Origin of the sequence: Streptomyces formicae (assembly GCF_002556545.1) — a bacterium.
Taxonomy (GTDB): Bacteria; Actinomycetota; Actinomycetes; order Streptomycetales; family Streptomycetaceae; genus Streptomyces; species Streptomyces formicae_A.
Genome location: NZ_CP022685.1, coordinates 7,595,719 through 7,610,563, shown reverse-complemented (window position 1 = coordinate 7,610,563; position 14,845 = coordinate 7,595,719). Strand labels below are relative to the sequence as shown.

Below are 14,845 nucleotides of genomic sequence, written 5' to 3'. Positions count from 1 at the left end.
ACCGGCCCACGATCGCCGCGACACCCGCCCGCGCACAACCGATTTCGGCCGGGGCATACTCGGGCCATGCACACCCGGCCCCCGCTCATCCGCCCCGTCACCGCCGCCGAACTCCCCCTGCTCCAGGACATCGAGCGGGCCGCGGGCGAGCCGTTCCGCGCCCTCGGGATGGCTTCGATCGCCGACGACGAGCCGCCCGCCGTCGAGGACCTCGACCGCTTCCGCAGGGCGGGACGCGCCTGGGTGGCCGTGGACGAGGAGGCGGGCGCCCCGATCGCGTACCTGATCAGTGAGCCGGTCGAGGACGCGGACGCCGAGCACATCGAGCAGGTCTCCGTGCATCCGCGCGCCGCCCGCCGAGGGGTCGGCGGTGCCCTCATCGAACACACCGCACGGCACGCCCGCGCGGCCGGGCGCTCCGCGCTCACCCTGACGACCTTCGCCGACGTGCCGTGGAACGCCCCGTACTACGCCCGCATCGGCTTCCGCCCGCTCGCCCCCGCCGAACTCACCCCGGAACTGCGGGCGATCCGCGCGCACGAGGCGGAGCTCGGCCTGGACCGGTGGCCCCGTCTGTGCATGCGCCGCGACCTCACGTCTGCGGGCCGTACCGCTCCCTGAGCTCGATCTTGCGCACCTTGCCCGAGACCGTCATCGGGAAGGAGTCCACGATCCGCAGCCGCGCCGGGATCTTGTAGTGCGCCAACTGCCCCTCGCAGTAGGCCCGAAGCTCTTCGAGCGTCAGTACGCCGCCGGGCTCGCGCAGGATCACGCAGGCCAGCGGCACCTCGCCGTACCGCTCGTCGGGGGCGCCGACGACCTGGACGTCGGAGATCTTGGGGTGGCCGTACAGGAACTCCTCGATCTCCCTGGGGTAGACGTTCTCACCGCCCCTGATGATCATGTCCTTGATGCGGCCGACGATCTGGACGTAGCCGTCGTCGCGCATGACCGCGAGGTCACCCGTGTGCATCCAGCGCCCGGAGTCGATGACCTCGGAGGTCCGTTCGGGCTCGTCCCAGTAGCCGAGCATCACGCTGTAGCCGCGCGTGCACAGTTCGCCGGAGGCGCCGCGCGGCAGCGTCACGCCGGTGGCCGGGTCGACGACCTTCACCTCGATGTGCGGCAGGACCCTGCCGACCGTGCCGGTGCGGCGCTCCAGGTCGTCGTCGCGGCGGGTCTGGGTGGAGACGGGTGAGGTCTCGGTCATGCCGTAGCAGATGGACACCTCCGCCATGTGCATCTCGGCGACCACCCGCTTCATCACCTCGACCGGGCACGGCGAGCCCGCCATGATCCCGGTGCGCAGCGAACTCAGGTCGTACGAGGCGAAGTCGGGGAGGTTCAGCTCCGCGATGAACATGGTCGGTACGCCGTACAGCGAGGTGCAGCGTTCCTGCTCGACGGCGCGCAGCGTGGCGACGGGGTCGAAGGACGCCGCGGGGATCACCACGCACGCGCCGTGCGAGGTGGCCCCGAGGTTGCCCATGACCATGCCGAAGCAGTGGTAGAAGGGCACGGGCAGACAGATCCGGTCCTGCTCGGTGTAGCCGACCGTACGGCCCACCCAGTACCCGTTGTTGAGGATGTTGTGGTGGGAGAGCGTGGCCCCCTTGGGGAAGCCCGTGGTGCCCGAGGTGTACTGGATGTTGATGGGGTCGTCGCAGCTCAGCCCGGCCTCGTGGGCGGCGAGTTCCGTCTCCGTGACCCGCCGCCCCGCGTCGACGAGCCGGTCCCACGACGCGTCCCCGATGTAGTGGACGGCGCGCAGCTCGGGACAGTCGGGCCGCACCTGTTCGACGAGCGCGCGGTAGTCGCTGCTCTTGTGGGACAGCGAGGCGACCAGGACGGAGATCCCGGCCTGCTTCAGGACGAAGTCCAGCTCGTGGGCGCGGTACGCCGGATTGATGTTCACCATGATCGCGCCGATCCGCGCGGTGGCGTACTGCACGAGCACCCACTCGGCGCAGTTCACCGCCCAGATCCCGACGCGATCGCCCTTGCCGACGCCCGAGCCGAGGAAGCCGCGCGCCAACTCGGCCACGGCCTCGCCGAATTCTCCGTACGTCCACCGTCTGCCGGTCGGCACGTCCACGAGCGCGTCCCGGTCGGGCCAGGCCGCGACGGCCCGGTCGAGGTTGCGGCCGATGGTGTCCCCGAGCAGGGGCGTCCCACTGGTTCCGTGCGCGTACGCGCCCTCAGTCACGCCCTCGGCCGCGTCCTCAGCCATGTCCTCAGTCACGAAGGCCTCCTCGCACCATGTCACCGGCACCTTCTGCAACTTGCTGCACCATGACGCTCAGCATGCCCGGCCGCGCCCCGGGACCGCCACCAGCACACGACAACAGACCACCCCTCCTGTTTTACGATCTGTTGACGATCAAGGAAGTCGCGACGCAGCGGGGGGAACACGATCATGATCCATCTCCATCAGCCGCAGGTGGGCCAGGAGGAACTGGCTGCCGTGGCCGAAGTGTTCGACAGCAAGTGGCTGGGGCACGGGCCCCGTACCGAGGCGTTCGAGGCGGCCTTCGCCGAGCACCTCCAGGTGGACGCCGAGCACGTCGTCTTCCTCAACTCCGGCACCGCGGGGCTCTTCCTCGCCGTCGAATCCCTCGACCTGACCGAGGGCGACGAGGTCGTCCTGCCCTCGCCCAGCTTCGTCGCCGCCGCCAACGCCGTCGTCGCCGGCGGCGGCCGCCCGGTCTTCTGCGACGTAGACCCGCGCACCCTCAACCCCACCGCCGAGCACATCGAAGCGGCCCTCACCGACCGCACCAGGGCCGTCCTCGTCCTGCACTACGGCGGCAGCCCCGGCGACATCACCCGCATCGCGGAACTCTGCCGCCACAGGGACATCACCCTGATCGAGGACGCCGCCTGCTCGGTGGCCTCCACCGTCGACGGCCGACCCGTGGGCACCTTCGGCGACTTCGCCATGTGGAGCTTCGACGCCATGAAGGTCATGGTCTGCGGCGACGGCGGCATGCTCTACGCCCGCGACCCCGATGCCGCCGCGCGGGCCAGGCGCCTCGCCTACCACGGACTGGCACAGCCGACCGGGTTCGGCTACGCCCAGGTCTCCTCACGCTGGTGGGAGCTGGACGTCCCCGAGGTCGGCCGCCGCGACATCGGCAACGACCTCACCGCCGCCATCGGCGCCGTCCAACTGCGCCGACTGCCCGAACTGGTCGCCAGGCGCCGCGAGATCACCGAGCTCTACGACCGCGAACTCGCCGACCTGGCCGACCTGTCCGACCTGCTGACGCCCCCGCCGCTGCCCGCAGGGCACACCTCGACGTACTACTTCTACTGGGTCCAGATGCCCCCGGACATACGCGACGACGTGGCCAACGAACTGCGGGCCGCGGGGATCTACACCACGTTCCGCTACGCGCCGCTGCACAAGGTTCCCGCCTACGGGGCGGGCGAGTTGAGCCTGCCGGGGGCCGAGCACGCGGCGGACCGGACCCTCTGTCTGCCCCTGCACCCCGGGCTCGACGACGCGGACGTGCACACCGTGGCCGCCGCCCTGCGCAAGTCGGTGGAGGCACTCCTCCACCGCTGAGGTCACGGAGCGGCCGGCCGCGGTGGGGACCGCGACCGGCCCGTCGGCACGCCGGGGGACGAAGTGCCGACCGCTTGCGCGTCCCGATCGGGAGTCTATAAACCGACTGCACGGTTTGTAAACTGAGGAAGCCGGGTTGCCGTAAGGACCACGCCAGTTTCCGCCGCCGCCGCATCTTTCGCAACGATCCACTTCCCTGGCACCCGAAGGCCCGTACGGCCAGCACGTTCCCGGCACAGGAGTAGTGAAACACAGTCAGGCCAGACAAGTGGAAACCAGACGTCTGTCTAGAAGGCCGCTGACCAGCCCTGGATCACAAACCGCCGTTCTGGTTTGATACTTGCTCCAAGGAACTGGCCAGGAAGGAACAGCGTGGCGAAGCAAGCCCGGGCGATACGGACGCGTCGCGCGATCCTGGAAGCGGCGGCGAGGGTCTTCGACGAGCACGACTATCAGGCGGCCACCATCACCGAGATCCTCAGGACCGCGGGGGTGACCAAGGGGGCGCTGTACTTCCACTTCCAGTCCAAGGAGGACCTGGCCCACGGCGTCCTGACCGAGCAGACCGCGCGCCCGACGGTACCGCCGCGCACCTGCCGGGCGCAGGAACTCGTCGACGTCGTGCTGCTGCACGGCTACCGGTTACAGAGCGATCCGATGGTCCGTGCCGGAGTGCGCCTCTCCCTGCACGAGGTGGGCCACCGGCCCGACGGCCGGGGCCCGTTCGACCCGTGGGTGGACATCGTCCGCGACCTCCTCGAAGCGGCCAAGGCCCGGGGCGAGCTCCTGTCGCACGTCGACATCGCGGCGAGCGCCGAGGTCCTCGTGGGCGGCTTCGCCGGTGTGCAGTCCATGTCCGAGACGGCCAGCAGATACCGGGACCTGGACCGCAGAGCCGCCGCCCTCCTGCGGCATCTGCTGCCCAGCATCGTGATCCCCTCGGTACTCGCCTCGCTCGACCTCGCCGAGGACCGAGGGGCACGGGTGTTCGCCGAACTGCCCGGTCCGGCGGCGCCCGGTGCCCCGGCGTCCGATGTCTCGGCGCCCGGTCCCTCGGCGCCCGACGTCACCGTGCCCGCTCCCCCGGCTCCCTGTGACGCTCAGGTCACCACCTGACGCCGCTCACACGAGCCCGCTCACCGTCACGGTCACCGCGATCCGCCCGGTCTCCCGCGCCACGGCCTCCGTCACCCCGGCGCGGATCTCCCGGGTCACGTCCAGGGCCCGGTGGTCCCTGCGCACCACCACCTGCACCTCCACGTGCCAGTCCCCCGTGCTCCTGTCGCGCCGGACCCGCACGCCCGCCGAGCGCCCTGTCGGCAACAGCGGGGTGGAGCGAAGGAGTTCCGCGATGCCCGGCTTGAGGAAGGCGACGCCCGGCGTACGCAGGACCGCGTCCCTGACCACGTCGGTCATCGCACGGGCGGCGTCCCTCTCCGCTTGTCTCTCCGTCACCGCCGTTCCCCTTCCACTCCGTCGCCCACGCCGTCGTCCTCCGCGCCGTCGTCGATGATGTCGGCGATCCGTACGTCGATCTCCGCCACCCTCATTCCCAGCTCGGCGTCGGCCGCCGCGAGCACTCTGTGCCTGGCCCGGTCCGCGACGTCCCGCAGGTTCCACGCGAGGGCGACCTGGATCTCGACCCGCACTCTGACCGGCCCCCGGGGCAGCCGCCCCGACGGCACCACCGGCGCGGGCCGTCCCTGCCCCGCTTCCAGGGGCGCGATGTCGATGCGGCAGCTGCCCGCACGTACGCCGGGCAGCGTCTCCACCGCGGCCCGGATCGTCCTGGCGGCGGCCGCCTCCACGATCCACACGTCCTCGTCCTCGTCGCCCAGCGGCAACGTACGGCCAGGTCGCAGCTCCAGGCGTACGACGTCCATGATCCGACCCGCGAGCGTCGCGGCCTGCGACGCCTGCTCCGGCGGTTCCGCCACGCGTGCCTGGGCCACGACTCCTTCCAGGGCGCGCAGCGCGGCCACGGCATCGGCGCAGTACGCGCAGCCGTCGACGTGCGGGTCCCGCTCCCCCGCCTCCCACCGCTCCCACACCCGCGCGAGCTCGCGTCCGCACGGAAGGGTCTCCTCGTCCACGGCCCCACGGCCCTCTTCGTTCATCGCCATGCGGCCATCGCCTCCGTCAGATAGCGCCGCGCCCGGAAGACACGGCCGCGGACCGCCTCCGGGCTGATGCCGACCGTCTCGGCAATGGACTCGTAGGACACGCCGTCCAGTTCGCGCAGCACCCAGCACACGCGCTGCTCCGCGGAGAGGCCCTCCATGGCCCGTGACAGGTCCGCCACCGCGGCGTGGGCCTCCGCCGCCCGCGAGGGTGACACCTGGTGGTCGGGCGCCGACGGTTCGGGCACCGCGTCGAGGCCCAGGTCGGAGCGGCGCGACCGCAGCACGTTGAGGCACCTGTTGGTGACGATCCGGTGGATCCAGGTGCCGAACCTGGCGTCGCCCCGGAACTCCGGCAGCTTCCGCCAGGCGCTCACGAACGACTCCTGCACGGCGTCCTCGGCCTCGGCCCTGCTGCCCAGGAGCCGCGTGGCGAGGCGCAGCAGGCCGGGCGCGTGGTGGTGCACCAGGGTCTCGAACGCCTCCTCGTCGCCCTCCGCCGCCCTGACCGTCAGCAGGTCCTGCTCACGCCGCAGGGACGCGTCCGTCTTCTCCAGTGCTCTGTCCCGGTCCCCCGGCACACGCGGCTCCTCTCCTTTAGACCGTGCTCGTACGACACATCGGGAGCGCTCCGCGTTACGCGGCGCAGGCACGCTACACGCGAGACGAAGAAATTCCGCGTAGGCGCGTAACGGAAGACCGGTGTCCGGGTCAGAACCGGAGAAGCACCGAAAACGGACCGGCACCCGACGAGGAGAAGTCACCATGGCGACACAGGACCTCACCACCAAGGCGGCGACGTCCGCGGGCGACGCGAACAGCCTGAGCGGCACCGTCCAGAAGAGCGTCCCGGGCTCCACCACTGTCACCGGCGCCACCGGCGCCGACGAACCCGCCGCCACGCGCGGCAAGACTTCCATCGCCGACGTCGTGGTGGTGAAGATCGCCGGTATGGCGGCGCGTGAGATCCCCGGCGTGTACGACATGGGCGGCGGTCTCTCCCGCACGCTCGGCGCCGTACGCGACCGCGTGCCCGGCGGGCGGCCCAACGTGGGGCGCGGCGTGAAGGTCGAGGTGGGCGAGCGCCAGACGGCGATCGACCTGGACATCGTGGTCGAGTACGGCGTGCCCATCACGGACGTGGCGCACGACGTGCGCGAGAACGTCATCGCGGCGGTGGAGCGCATCACCGGCCTCGAAGTCGTCGAGGTCAACGTGGCGATCAACGACGTGCGCCTGCCCGATGACGACGACGCGGACTCGTCGGGCGAGACCCGGGTGGAATAGCACGGCACCGTCCCCCCGTCCCCTTCCCCTTCCGAAGCAGTTGAGGTGAGTGGTGAGCACAGCGCTGGTGGGCCTGATGGTCGGCATGGCGCTCGGATTCGCCGGATGGTTCGGCGGTTTCGGCGCGTTCCTCCTGGTGGCCGCGCTCGGCACGGTCGGCTTCGTCCTCGGCCGGCTGGTCGACGACGGCACGGACATCCGCGAGTTCCTCGGCGGCCGTGACCGGGGGCGCCGATGAGTGCGCCCGGCACGCCGCCCGCGTCCCGCACCCCGCCCGACGAGCGCGGTGCGACGACCGTCGCGAGCCGGGCGGTGCGGCGGATCGCGGAGCACGCCGCGACGGAGGTACGGGCGGCGGGCCCGGTCCGGGTGTCGGGCGCGTCGGCGTCCGTCCGCGGCCGCCGGGCCAGGGTCGCCCTGGACGTCACGCTGCCCTACCCCGGCCCGCTGGACGAGGCGGGCGAGCGGGTCCGCTCCCACGTCGTGGACCGCACCGCGCGGCTCACCGGCCTCACGGTGCCGTCGGCCCGCATCCACGTACGCGCGCTGTCCCGGCAGGACGGCGCGGAAGCGGAGCAGGCGGTAGCGACGGAGGCCGGACCGGTACCGGCGGGCACCGCGCGGCGGCCGTGGTCCCAACGGCGCCTGCCCATGGGCCTGTTGACCCTCGTTGCGGCGGCCGCGTGCGGAGTACTGCTGTACGAGGTGGTCTCCGTGCACGTGGCCGGGCGGCCTGCCGCGCGATGGCGGGTGGAGCTGGTGGACTGGCTGTCGCAGCACGGCCCCGGCGTCACCGCCACCGATCTCGCGGCGGCGGCAGGCGTGTTCGCCCTCGGCGTGTGGCTGCTGATCCTGGCGGTGACACCGGGCAAGCGCCGCCGCGTCCCCCTGGCGGCGCCGGGACCCGGCGTGCACGCCACGCTCGAACGCGCCGCTGCCGCCGCCCTGTTGAGGGACGCGGTGAGCGACGTCCCTGGCATCACACGGGTGCGGGTCCGTATGGGACGACGCGGCGCCCGCGTGCGCGCGAGGCTGGGGTTCGGGGACCGGGACGCCGCCCGCGACGCGGTGCGGCGGGCCGCGCTCGCCGCGGCGGACGGCTTCGGCCTCGCCCGGCCGCTCAAGCTGCGCGTACGGGTCCGCACCGAACCGACATGGCGCGCCCCTGCGGCGCACGAGGAAGGCGGGAGCACCCGGTGACTAGTGGAATCCGTGGCGGCGCGAACCGGGCGGCGCTTGCCTGCGCGGCGGCGGTCCTCCTGGGCGCGGGCGCGACCCTGGCCTCGGCGACGGGCCCCGTACGGGACCGGCTCCCCGCCGGGTGGCCGCGTCTGGACGATCACCGGGTGTGGCTCGACGCGGGCGCCCTGGAGCGCTGGCGCGACCACACGTGGTGGCCCGCGGCCCTGCTCGCGGCCCTGTCCCTCGCCTTCCTGCTGCTCGCGTACGTGGCGGTCGCGCAGGTCCGCGCGGGGCGGCTGCGCGCGCTGCCCCTCGGCCGGGGCGACGTCACCCTCGCGGGGCCCGCGCTGGGCGCCGCCCTGGCCGAGCGGGCCGGGGCGATCGACGGCGTGCGCCGGGCACAGGTCCACATCCTCGGCCGCCCACACCGGCTGCGCGCCTCCATCACCCTCGTCCTCGACCCGGACGCCTCACCGTCGACGGTGCTGCGCACGCTCTCCGAGGACGCCATCACGGAAGCGCGCGCGGCCGCGGCCCCGCGCGAGCTCACGGCGGACGTCCGCATCAAGGTGCGGTCACACCGGGCGGAACGGGTGCATTGAACCCGGCCGCCGGGCACAGGCCCTCGTCCGCGGAAGCGCGCGCCGCGCCGCCGCTCACCCCCGGTCGCGCGGCGGCCGGGGAAAGAACCCGCTGGTGCGCCGCACGTACGCGGCATAGCCGGGGCGCTCCGCCATGTGCCGTTCCAGGAGCGCCTTTCCGCTGCCGCGGGTGAGCAGCAGACTCATCGTCACGGGGCCCACGGCCGTGGCCGCCGCGGCGGCGGGCGCGTCGCACACCAGCAGGAACAGGCCCCACCAGACGCAGAAGTCGCCGAAGTAGTTCGGGTGGCGGGTCCAGGACCACAGGCCGCGGTCCATGATCCGGCCGCGATGGGCCTCATCGGCCTTGAACCGGGCGAGCTGGTGGTCGCCGACCGCTTCGAAGACCAGGCCGGTCAGCCACAGCGCGGTTCCCACGAGGGCGATCGGCCCCATCGGCCCCCGCACGTACCCGGCCGCCTGCACCGGCAGGGACACCAGCCAGACCAGTGCGGCCTGGAGCAGATAGACCATGCGGAAGGCGTACGCGGCCCTGCTGCCCGGCGCCTTGGCCAGCATCCGCTCGTAGCGCGGGTCCTCGCCGTGCCCCCGGCCGCGCCAGGCGATGTGCACGGCGAGGCGCAGCCCCCAGATCGCGGTCAGCGCGGTGACGAGCAGCCGCCTTCCGGGGTCCCCGTGGCCCGCGGACATGCCGTAGGACACCGCGGCGACGGCGGTGAAGGCGGCTCCCCAGGCGACGTCGACGACCCGGTGCTTCCCCGTGCGCAGCCCTACGGCGAAGGCGACGAGCAGCACCACGAGGGCGGCGCCCGCCGCGACGGCGAGGTTGGCCCCGAAGGCACCCCAGGCGAAGTCCCCCCAGGCGAAACCGTTCACGACGGGCCTCCTGACAACTGGAGTTGGTGGACGTCGAGATACCCCGAGCGGAAGCCCGCCTCGGAGTAGGCGAGGTAGAAGTCCCACATCCGCCGGAAGGTGGCGTCGAAGCCCAACTCGTCCACGCGCGCCGCCTGTTGGGCGAAGCGCTCGCGCCACAGTCGCAGGGTCTCCGCATAGTGCGCCCCGTACCCCTCACAGGCCGTGACGCGCAGCGACGTGTGCGCGGCCGCCGTCTCCTCGACGGCCCGCAGGGAGGGGATCAGGCCGCCGGGGAAGACGTACTTCTGGATCCAGGTGTGCGTGCCCGCCGAGGCGCGCATGCGGTCGTGCGGCATGGTGATGGCCTGGAGCGCGACCCGGCCGCCCGGCGCGAGCAGGGTTTCCAGGGCGTGGAAGTAGGCGGGCCAGTACTCCGCGCCGACGGCCTCGATCATCTCGACGCTGACGACGGCGTCGTAACGCCCGGTGACCTGCCGGTAGTCGCACAGCTCGATCCGCACGCGATCCTCGAACCCGGCCGCCCTGACGCGCTCACGGGCCAGCTCGCACTGCTCGGCGGAGAGCGTGACCGAGTGGACGACCGCACCGCGCGCCGCCGCCCGGATCGCCAACTCGCCCCAGCCCGTGCCGATTTCGAGCACCTTGCTGCCCTCGGTCACGCCGCACAGATCGAGCAGCCGGTCGATCTTGCGGTGCTGGGCGGCGGGCAGCTCCCGCCAACTGCCGTGCGGCCGTTCGAAGATCGCCGACGAATAACTGAGCGTCTCGTCGAGGAAGAGCGCGAAGAGGTCGTTGGACAGGTCGTAGTGCCGGTGGACGTTGGCCCGCGCGCCGGTCAGGGTGTTGCGCTGGGCGTCGGGCTGCCGGGGCGCCCACAGCCCGCGCAGCCGTTGCAGCGGCGCGGGCACCAGGGTGGCGGCGTGCCGGGCGAGCACGCCGAGTACGCCCACGAGGTCGTCGGCCTCCCACTCCCCCGCCAGATAGGACTCCCCGAAGCCGATGAGCCCGCCGACCGCGATCCGCCGCCAGAACGCCTCAGGCGCGCGGACGACCAGCAACGGGCCGCGCACGCCGAACTGTTCGGCGTCCCCCAGCCGCACCCGCAGCGGAAGACGGCGCAGCGCGCGCAGCACGATCGCGCGCGCGATCGCCTGCCGCACCGGCGAACAGCGCGGCACCGCGGCCACGTCGGGCCACCGGTCGGCGTCGATGCCACCGTCGGGTTCGAAGACGTGCGTGGTCACTGCATTCCCTTCTGTACGCGATGGTCCGGCCTGTCCTGGACGGGCAGGCCGCGCAGCCACAGGCGGATCCCGTGCCGACGGATGGCCGCGCTCACCGCGAGCGTCGGCCAGGGGTGGCGGGCGAGGGCGCGCAGCAGGTTCCGCGCGGTCGCGGGACGCCGCTCGCCCCGTACGGTCGCGGTGAAGACGCTGTCCCCGTCGCGCGTCAACTCGACGGCGATCCGCAGCCGTTCGTCCGGCACCGGAAGGCGCATCCGGTAGGCGCCGTCCACCGGGAAGAACGGCGAGACGTAGAACTCCTTGGCGACCTCGGCACGGCCCGCGCCGTCCGGCTCCAGGAGATAGGCGTGCCGCTCGCCGTAGGTGTTGTGCACCTCGGCCACCACGCGGCACGGCTCGCCCCCGGGGCCGTAACACCAGAAGAGCGTCAGCGGGTTGAAGACGTGGCCGAGCACGCGCGCGTTGGCGAGCATCAGGACGCGCCCGCCCGCCAGGTCCACTCCGTGCGCGGCGAGGAAGCGTTCGAGCCCCGCCCTGATGCCGTCGGGACGCCCCGCGAAGTGGTCGCGCCCCTCGAACCGGGCGAGCGCCCGCAGCGGCCGGGGCAGTACGGGCAGCCGGTCGAGGTCGACGAGCCACAGGTAGGTGCGGTGCGTCAGGACGTACCGCTCGGGCCGGGTGCGGACGTGGGTGACGAGGCTCGGATAGAGCGCGGGCACCACGTCCGGGCTCACCACCGCACCCCCAGGGCCGCGGCCGCCGCCGCCCCGGAGCGGCAGCCGTCCTCGTGGAAGCCCCAGCCGTGGTACGCCCCGGCGAAGACGGTCACCTGGCTGTTCAGGGCGGGCAGCCTGCGCTGCGCGGCCACCGACTCCGGTGTGTAGACGGGGTGTTCGTAGACCATGCGGTCCAGGACCCGCTCCGCGGGGATGTCGTGGTCACCGAGGCTGACCACGTACGTCTCCGGCGTCTCGATGCCCTGGAGCCGGTTCATGTCGTAGCTCACGCGCACCTGTTCGGCACCGGCGTCACACGCGGGCAGCAGGTGGTTCCACGCGGCACGGGCGCCCGCGCGGCGCGGCAGGACCGACGTGTCGGTGTGCAGGAGCGTCCGGTTGCGGGAGTAGCGGAACGCGCCGAGCACCCGTCGCTCGGCGTCGGTCGGATCGGCGATGAGCCGCAGCGCCTGATCCGGGTGGGTGGCGACGACCACCGAGTCGTAGGTGGCGGTGGCACCGTCCTCCGTGGTCAGCTCGACCCGGTCCCAGCCGCGCCGCAGCGCCCGCACCGGAGTCGAGGTGTGCACGGCGTCGAGCTGCTTGCCGATCCGCGTCACGTAGTCGCGCGAGCCGCCCACGACGGTGCGCCAGCTCGGGGACCCGCTCACGGCGAGCATCCCGTGGTGGTCGAGGAAGCGGAAGAGGTAGCGGGCCGGATAGCGCAGCGCGGTCGTCGCGGGGCAGGACCAGACGGCCGAGACCACCGGCGTCACGAAGTGCCGGACGAAGTACCGCGAGAAGCCGCGCTCCGCCAGGAAGTCGCCCAGGGTCGGCCCGTCGTCCCGCTCCTCGTCGGCCAGCACCTGCCGCGCCGCGCGGTGGAACCGGGGCACCTCGGTGAGCATCCGCAGATACGGGACGGTGACGGCGTTGGCGGGCCTGGCGAACAGACCGCGCGGGCCGCGCGCCCCCGCGTACTCCAGGCCGCACCCTTCGCACCGCACGGACATGCTCATCCCCGTGGGCCGCGTCACCACCCCCAGCTCGTCGAAGAGCCTGAGCAGATGCGGGTACGTCCGCTCGTTGTGCACGATGAACCCCGAGTCGACCGGGTGCGCCCTGCCGTCCCCGGAGACCACGTCGCGCGTGTGCGCGTGCCCGCCGAGCCGCCCGTCGCTCTCGTACAGCGTCACCTCGTGTCTGCCCCGCAGAACGTACGCCGCGGTCAGCCCCGCGACCCCGCTCCCCACCACTGCCGTCCGCTGCCTGCGCGTCATGCCGCCCCTCTTTCGACGTCGGGGCGATCGAGCCCCGCACCGGTGATTCGGAGCCGCGGCCGGATCGGCTTGGTGCGAGCTGTGGCCCGTGGAGGGCTGAGGGACGTGAAGCGACTCCGGCCGTGATCGGTTCCGGCCACACGCCTTAGGCTCTTCCGTGGTCGACCCACCGGTTCGACCAGGGGATCAGGGGTTCCTGGAGCACGAGAAGCTCCAGGGAGCAGGTGGTAGGGGGTAGGGGCAGATGACCGACGCGAGCGCGGTGTTCCGGCCGCTGGGGGCGGACGATCCAGGCGTGGTGGCCGGATATCGGCTGGCCGCCCGGATCGGCGCGGGCGGCATGGGCCGGGTCTATCTGTCCCACACGCGGGGCGGCCGACCGGTGGCGATCAAGGTCGTACGCTCAGAGCTGGCCGACGACCCCGCCTTCCGGCGCCGTTTCCGCCGGGAGATGGAGGCCGCGCGGCGGGTCAGGGGCGCGTACACCGCCGAGCTGATCGACGGCGACGCGGACGGCACACCGCCCTGGCTGGCCACGCTGTACGTCCCCGGTCCCTCCCTGTCCGAGGCCGTCGGGCGCCACGGCCCGCTGCCGGTGCGCGCTGTCCTCTGGCTGGTGGCGGGCGTGGCCGAGGCGTTGGCGGCCATCCACGGCGCGGGCGTCGTGCACCGTGACCTGAAGCCGTCGAACGTCCTGCTCTCCGCCGAAGGCCCGCGCGTCATCGACTTCGGCATCTCGCTGGCCTCCGGCGTCAGTTCGTACACCGCCACGGGGGCCGCCGTCGGCACGCCCCAGTTCATGGCTCCCGAGCAGGCGTCCGGGGGCGACGTCACGGCGGCGACCGACGTCTTCGCACTCGGTCAGACCGCGGCGTTCGCGGCGCTCGGCGAATCGCTGTACGGGGACGGCCCCGCGGTCAGCGTGCTCTACCGGATCGTCCACTCCACGCCCGACCTGTCCCTGCTGCCCGAGGAGCTGCGACCGCTCATCGCCCGGTGCATGGCCGCCGACCCGGCGGAACGGGCCACTCCTGCGGAGATCATCGACTGGTGCCGACAGCGGCTCGGCCATGAGGCCGACGCCGGGGCGGGGCCCGCCGTGTGGCGCGAGGTGATGGGCCCGGAGGTGACGGTTCCGTCGCCGCTCACCGACACCACCACCCGGTCCCTGGCGTTCCCCACGCGGCACCTGCCCCCGGGGTCGTACCCGACGGCACAGGACCCGTCGCCGACGCGAAGACGCAGGACCGGCCTCGTCACGGCGGCGGCGGTGACGGCGGGCGCGCTGGTGCTCACGGCGCTGGCGTGGACGGTCATGGACGCGACGGACGCGTTGCGCGGAGGAAGCGCGGGCGACAAGGACGGGGACAAGGCGTCGGGGGCCCGCCCGAACGCGTCCGGCGAGCCGCTCGGGAAGTCGTCGAGGTCGGCGAAGTCCGACGGCCGGGACGCGGACGGGGCTGACGAGGCGAACGAGGCGGGCGCCGAAGAGCGCGCCGGGTCCGGCGGAGGCAAGGGAACGTCCCGCGCGCCGTCCTCCAAGGACGCCTCGCCCCGGGGCGAGGCCCACCCCGGGCAGTGGCTGGACGCGAAGACCTCCGTCAGCCTCAAGGAGCCGACCCGGCGCGAGAACCTCACCGGCGACATCCGCTTCACCTGCGCGAAGGACGCCGGATGCGCGCTGGAGAGCGACACCAGCGTCCTCCTCCTGCGCTACGCCAAGCCGGGCGCCGACCTCGACAAGTGCCGCTTCGAACTCACCGGGGCGAAGGAACACCGCCTGCCCCTCGCCGCGGCCGCCGCGGGCAGCGAGATCTGCGTGAAGCACCGCAACGGAGACATCGCCCTGCTCGTGGTCCAGGTGAAGTCGACGGCCGTGCCCGACATCGGCTTCCTGACCGCGGACATGACGGTGTGGCGACGGGGGGACTGACCGCCTGCCAGCCGCACCGGGCGTAGCTCTACCG

16 protein-coding genes are annotated in these 14,845 nt (G+C 72.8%); 8 read left to right on the top strand and 8 right to left on the bottom strand.

All coding sequences use genetic code 11. The annotated features are described in order from the left end of the window. Positions 1-66: 66 nt before the first annotated feature. A complete protein-coding gene (locus tag KY5_RS33135; RefSeq protein WP_098245650.1) occupies positions 67-621 on the top strand; it encodes a GNAT family N-acetyltransferase in 555 nt (184 codons plus the stop codon). Here the strand turns inward: KY5_RS33135 and KY5_RS33130 are convergent. Further along, a complete protein-coding gene (locus tag KY5_RS33130) occupies positions 593-2,230 on the bottom strand; it encodes an AMP-binding protein (RefSeq protein ID WP_199843663.1) in 1,638 nt (545 codons plus the stop codon). The genes KY5_RS33135 and KY5_RS33130 overlap by 29 nt on opposite strands. Positions 2,231-2,416: 186 nt before the next feature. Between KY5_RS33130 and KY5_RS33125 the strand changes: the two genes are divergently transcribed. Together KY5_RS33125 and KY5_RS33120 are read left to right on the top strand one after the other, a co-directional pair. Continuing rightward, positions 2,417-3,568 carry a DegT/DnrJ/EryC1/StrS family aminotransferase gene (locus KY5_RS33125; protein ID WP_199843350.1) on the top strand — a complete coding sequence of 384 codons (1,152 nt, stop codon included), beginning with the start codon at positions 2,417-2,419 and terminating at the stop codon, positions 3,566-3,568. A 372-nt stretch (positions 3,569-3,940) separates the two neighbouring features. Then, entirely contained in the window at positions 3,941-4,684 is a 744-nt protein-coding gene (locus tag KY5_RS33120) for a ScbR family autoregulator-binding transcription factor (protein ID WP_098245649.1), read from the top strand. A gap of 6 nt (positions 4,685-4,690) precedes the next feature. Here KY5_RS33120 and KY5_RS33115 read toward each other — a convergent pair whose 3' ends face one another. The 3 genes from KY5_RS33115 to KY5_RS33105 are packed head-to-tail and all read right to left on the bottom strand — an operon-like array spanning position 4,691 to position 6,245. Beyond that, positions 4,691-5,023, bottom strand: a complete 333-nt coding sequence (locus KY5_RS33115; protein WP_234362983.1) for an Asp23/Gls24 family envelope stress response protein — start codon at positions 5,021-5,023, stop codon at positions 4,691-4,693. Further along, entirely contained in the window at positions 5,020-5,691 is a 672-nt protein-coding gene (locus KY5_RS33110) for a hypothetical protein (RefSeq protein WP_098245648.1), read from the bottom strand. Before KY5_RS33110 ends, KY5_RS33115 begins: the two co-directional genes overlap by 4 nt. Then, entirely contained in the window at positions 5,682-6,245 is a 564-nt protein-coding gene (locus KY5_RS33105) for an RNA polymerase sigma factor (RefSeq protein ID WP_418952887.1), read from the bottom strand. Before KY5_RS33105 ends, KY5_RS33110 begins: the two co-directional genes overlap by 10 nt. A gap of 208 nt (positions 6,246-6,453) precedes the next feature. Between KY5_RS33105 and KY5_RS33100 the strand changes: the two genes are divergently transcribed. From KY5_RS33100 to KY5_RS33085, 4 genes are read left to right on the top strand one after another with little or no spacing between them, the layout of a single operon-like run. Beyond that, positions 6,454-6,975 carry an Asp23/Gls24 family envelope stress response protein gene (locus KY5_RS33100; RefSeq protein ID WP_098245647.1) on the top strand — a complete coding sequence of 174 codons (522 nt, stop codon included), beginning with the start codon at positions 6,454-6,456 and terminating at the stop codon, positions 6,973-6,975. A gap of 52 nt (positions 6,976-7,027) precedes the next feature. Then, positions 7,028-7,213 carry a hypothetical protein gene (locus tag KY5_RS33095; protein WP_098245646.1) on the top strand — a complete coding sequence of 62 codons (186 nt, stop codon included), beginning with the start codon at positions 7,028-7,030 and terminating at the stop codon, positions 7,211-7,213. Beyond that, a complete protein-coding gene (locus KY5_RS33090) occupies positions 7,210-8,175 on the top strand; it encodes a DUF6286 domain-containing protein (protein WP_098245645.1) in 966 nt (321 codons plus the stop codon). Before KY5_RS33095 ends, KY5_RS33090 begins: the two co-directional genes overlap by 4 nt. Next, on the top strand, positions 8,172-8,759 hold the full coding sequence (locus KY5_RS33085; RefSeq protein WP_098245644.1) for an alkaline shock response membrane anchor protein AmaP: 588 nt from the start codon (positions 8,172-8,174) through the stop codon (positions 8,757-8,759). Before KY5_RS33090 ends, KY5_RS33085 begins: the two co-directional genes overlap by 4 nt. A 54-nt stretch (positions 8,760-8,813) precedes the next feature. On the opposite strand, the gene KY5_RS33080 is transcribed toward KY5_RS33085, so the two are convergent. Genes KY5_RS33080 through KY5_RS33065 form a run of 4 tightly spaced genes read right to left on the bottom strand, consistent with a single transcriptional unit; the run spans position 8,814 to position 12,878 of the window. Then, the gene (locus KY5_RS33080; RefSeq protein ID WP_098245643.1) at positions 8,814-9,635 is read right to left on the bottom strand and encodes a DUF1295 domain-containing protein; all 822 of its coding nucleotides are present in this window, start codon (positions 9,633-9,635) and stop codon (positions 8,814-8,816) included. Next, complete coding sequence (locus KY5_RS33075) at positions 9,632-10,882, bottom strand: SAM-dependent methyltransferase (protein WP_234362982.1); 1,251 nt, start codon at positions 10,880-10,882, stop codon at positions 9,632-9,634. Before KY5_RS33075 ends, KY5_RS33080 begins: the two co-directional genes overlap by 4 nt. Beyond that, a complete protein-coding gene (locus KY5_RS33070) occupies positions 10,879-11,619 on the bottom strand; it encodes a DUF1365 domain-containing protein (protein WP_418952837.1) in 741 nt (246 codons plus the stop codon). Before KY5_RS33070 ends, KY5_RS33075 begins: the two co-directional genes overlap by 4 nt. Then, complete coding sequence (locus KY5_RS33065) at positions 11,613-12,878, bottom strand: NAD(P)/FAD-dependent oxidoreductase (RefSeq protein ID WP_098245641.1); 1,266 nt, start codon at positions 12,876-12,878, stop codon at positions 11,613-11,615. Before KY5_RS33065 ends, KY5_RS33070 begins: the two co-directional genes overlap by 7 nt. 244 nt (positions 12,879-13,122) lie before the next feature. On the opposite strand from KY5_RS33065, the gene KY5_RS33060 reads away from it, so the two are divergent. Further along, complete coding sequence (locus KY5_RS33060; protein ID WP_098245640.1) at positions 13,123-14,811, top strand: serine/threonine-protein kinase; 1,689 nt, start codon at positions 13,123-13,125, stop codon at positions 14,809-14,811. Positions 14,812-14,845: the final 34 nt, after the last annotated feature.

Excerpts from the sequence above, each read along its gene's own strand:
- KY5_RS33135 (WP_098245650.1), top strand. The coding sequence starts at position 67 with ATGCACACCCGGCCCCCGCTCATCCGCCCCGTCACCGCCGCCGAACTC.
- KY5_RS33130 (WP_199843663.1), bottom strand. The coding sequence starts at position 2,230 with ATGGCTGAGGACGCGGCCGAGGGCGTGACTGAGGGCGCGTACGCGCAC.
- KY5_RS33125 (WP_199843350.1), top strand. The coding sequence starts at position 2,417 with ATGATCCATCTCCATCAGCCGCAGGTGGGCCAGGAGGAACTGGCTGCC.
- KY5_RS33110 (WP_098245648.1), bottom strand. The coding sequence starts at position 5,691 with ATGGCGATGAACGAAGAGGGCCGTGGGGCCGTGGACGAGGAGACCCTT.
- KY5_RS33100 (WP_098245647.1), top strand. The coding sequence starts at position 6,454 with ATGGCGACACAGGACCTCACCACCAAGGCGGCGACGTCCGCGGGCGAC.
- KY5_RS33090 (WP_098245645.1), top strand. The coding sequence starts at position 7,210 with ATGAGTGCGCCCGGCACGCCGCCCGCGTCCCGCACCCCGCCCGACGAG.
- KY5_RS33065 (WP_098245641.1), bottom strand. The coding sequence starts at position 12,878 with ATGACGCGCAGGCAGCGGACGGCAGTGGTGGGGAGCGGGGTCGCGGGG.
- KY5_RS33060 (WP_098245640.1), top strand. The coding sequence starts at position 13,123 with ATGACCGACGCGAGCGCGGTGTTCCGGCCGCTGGGGGCGGACGATCCA.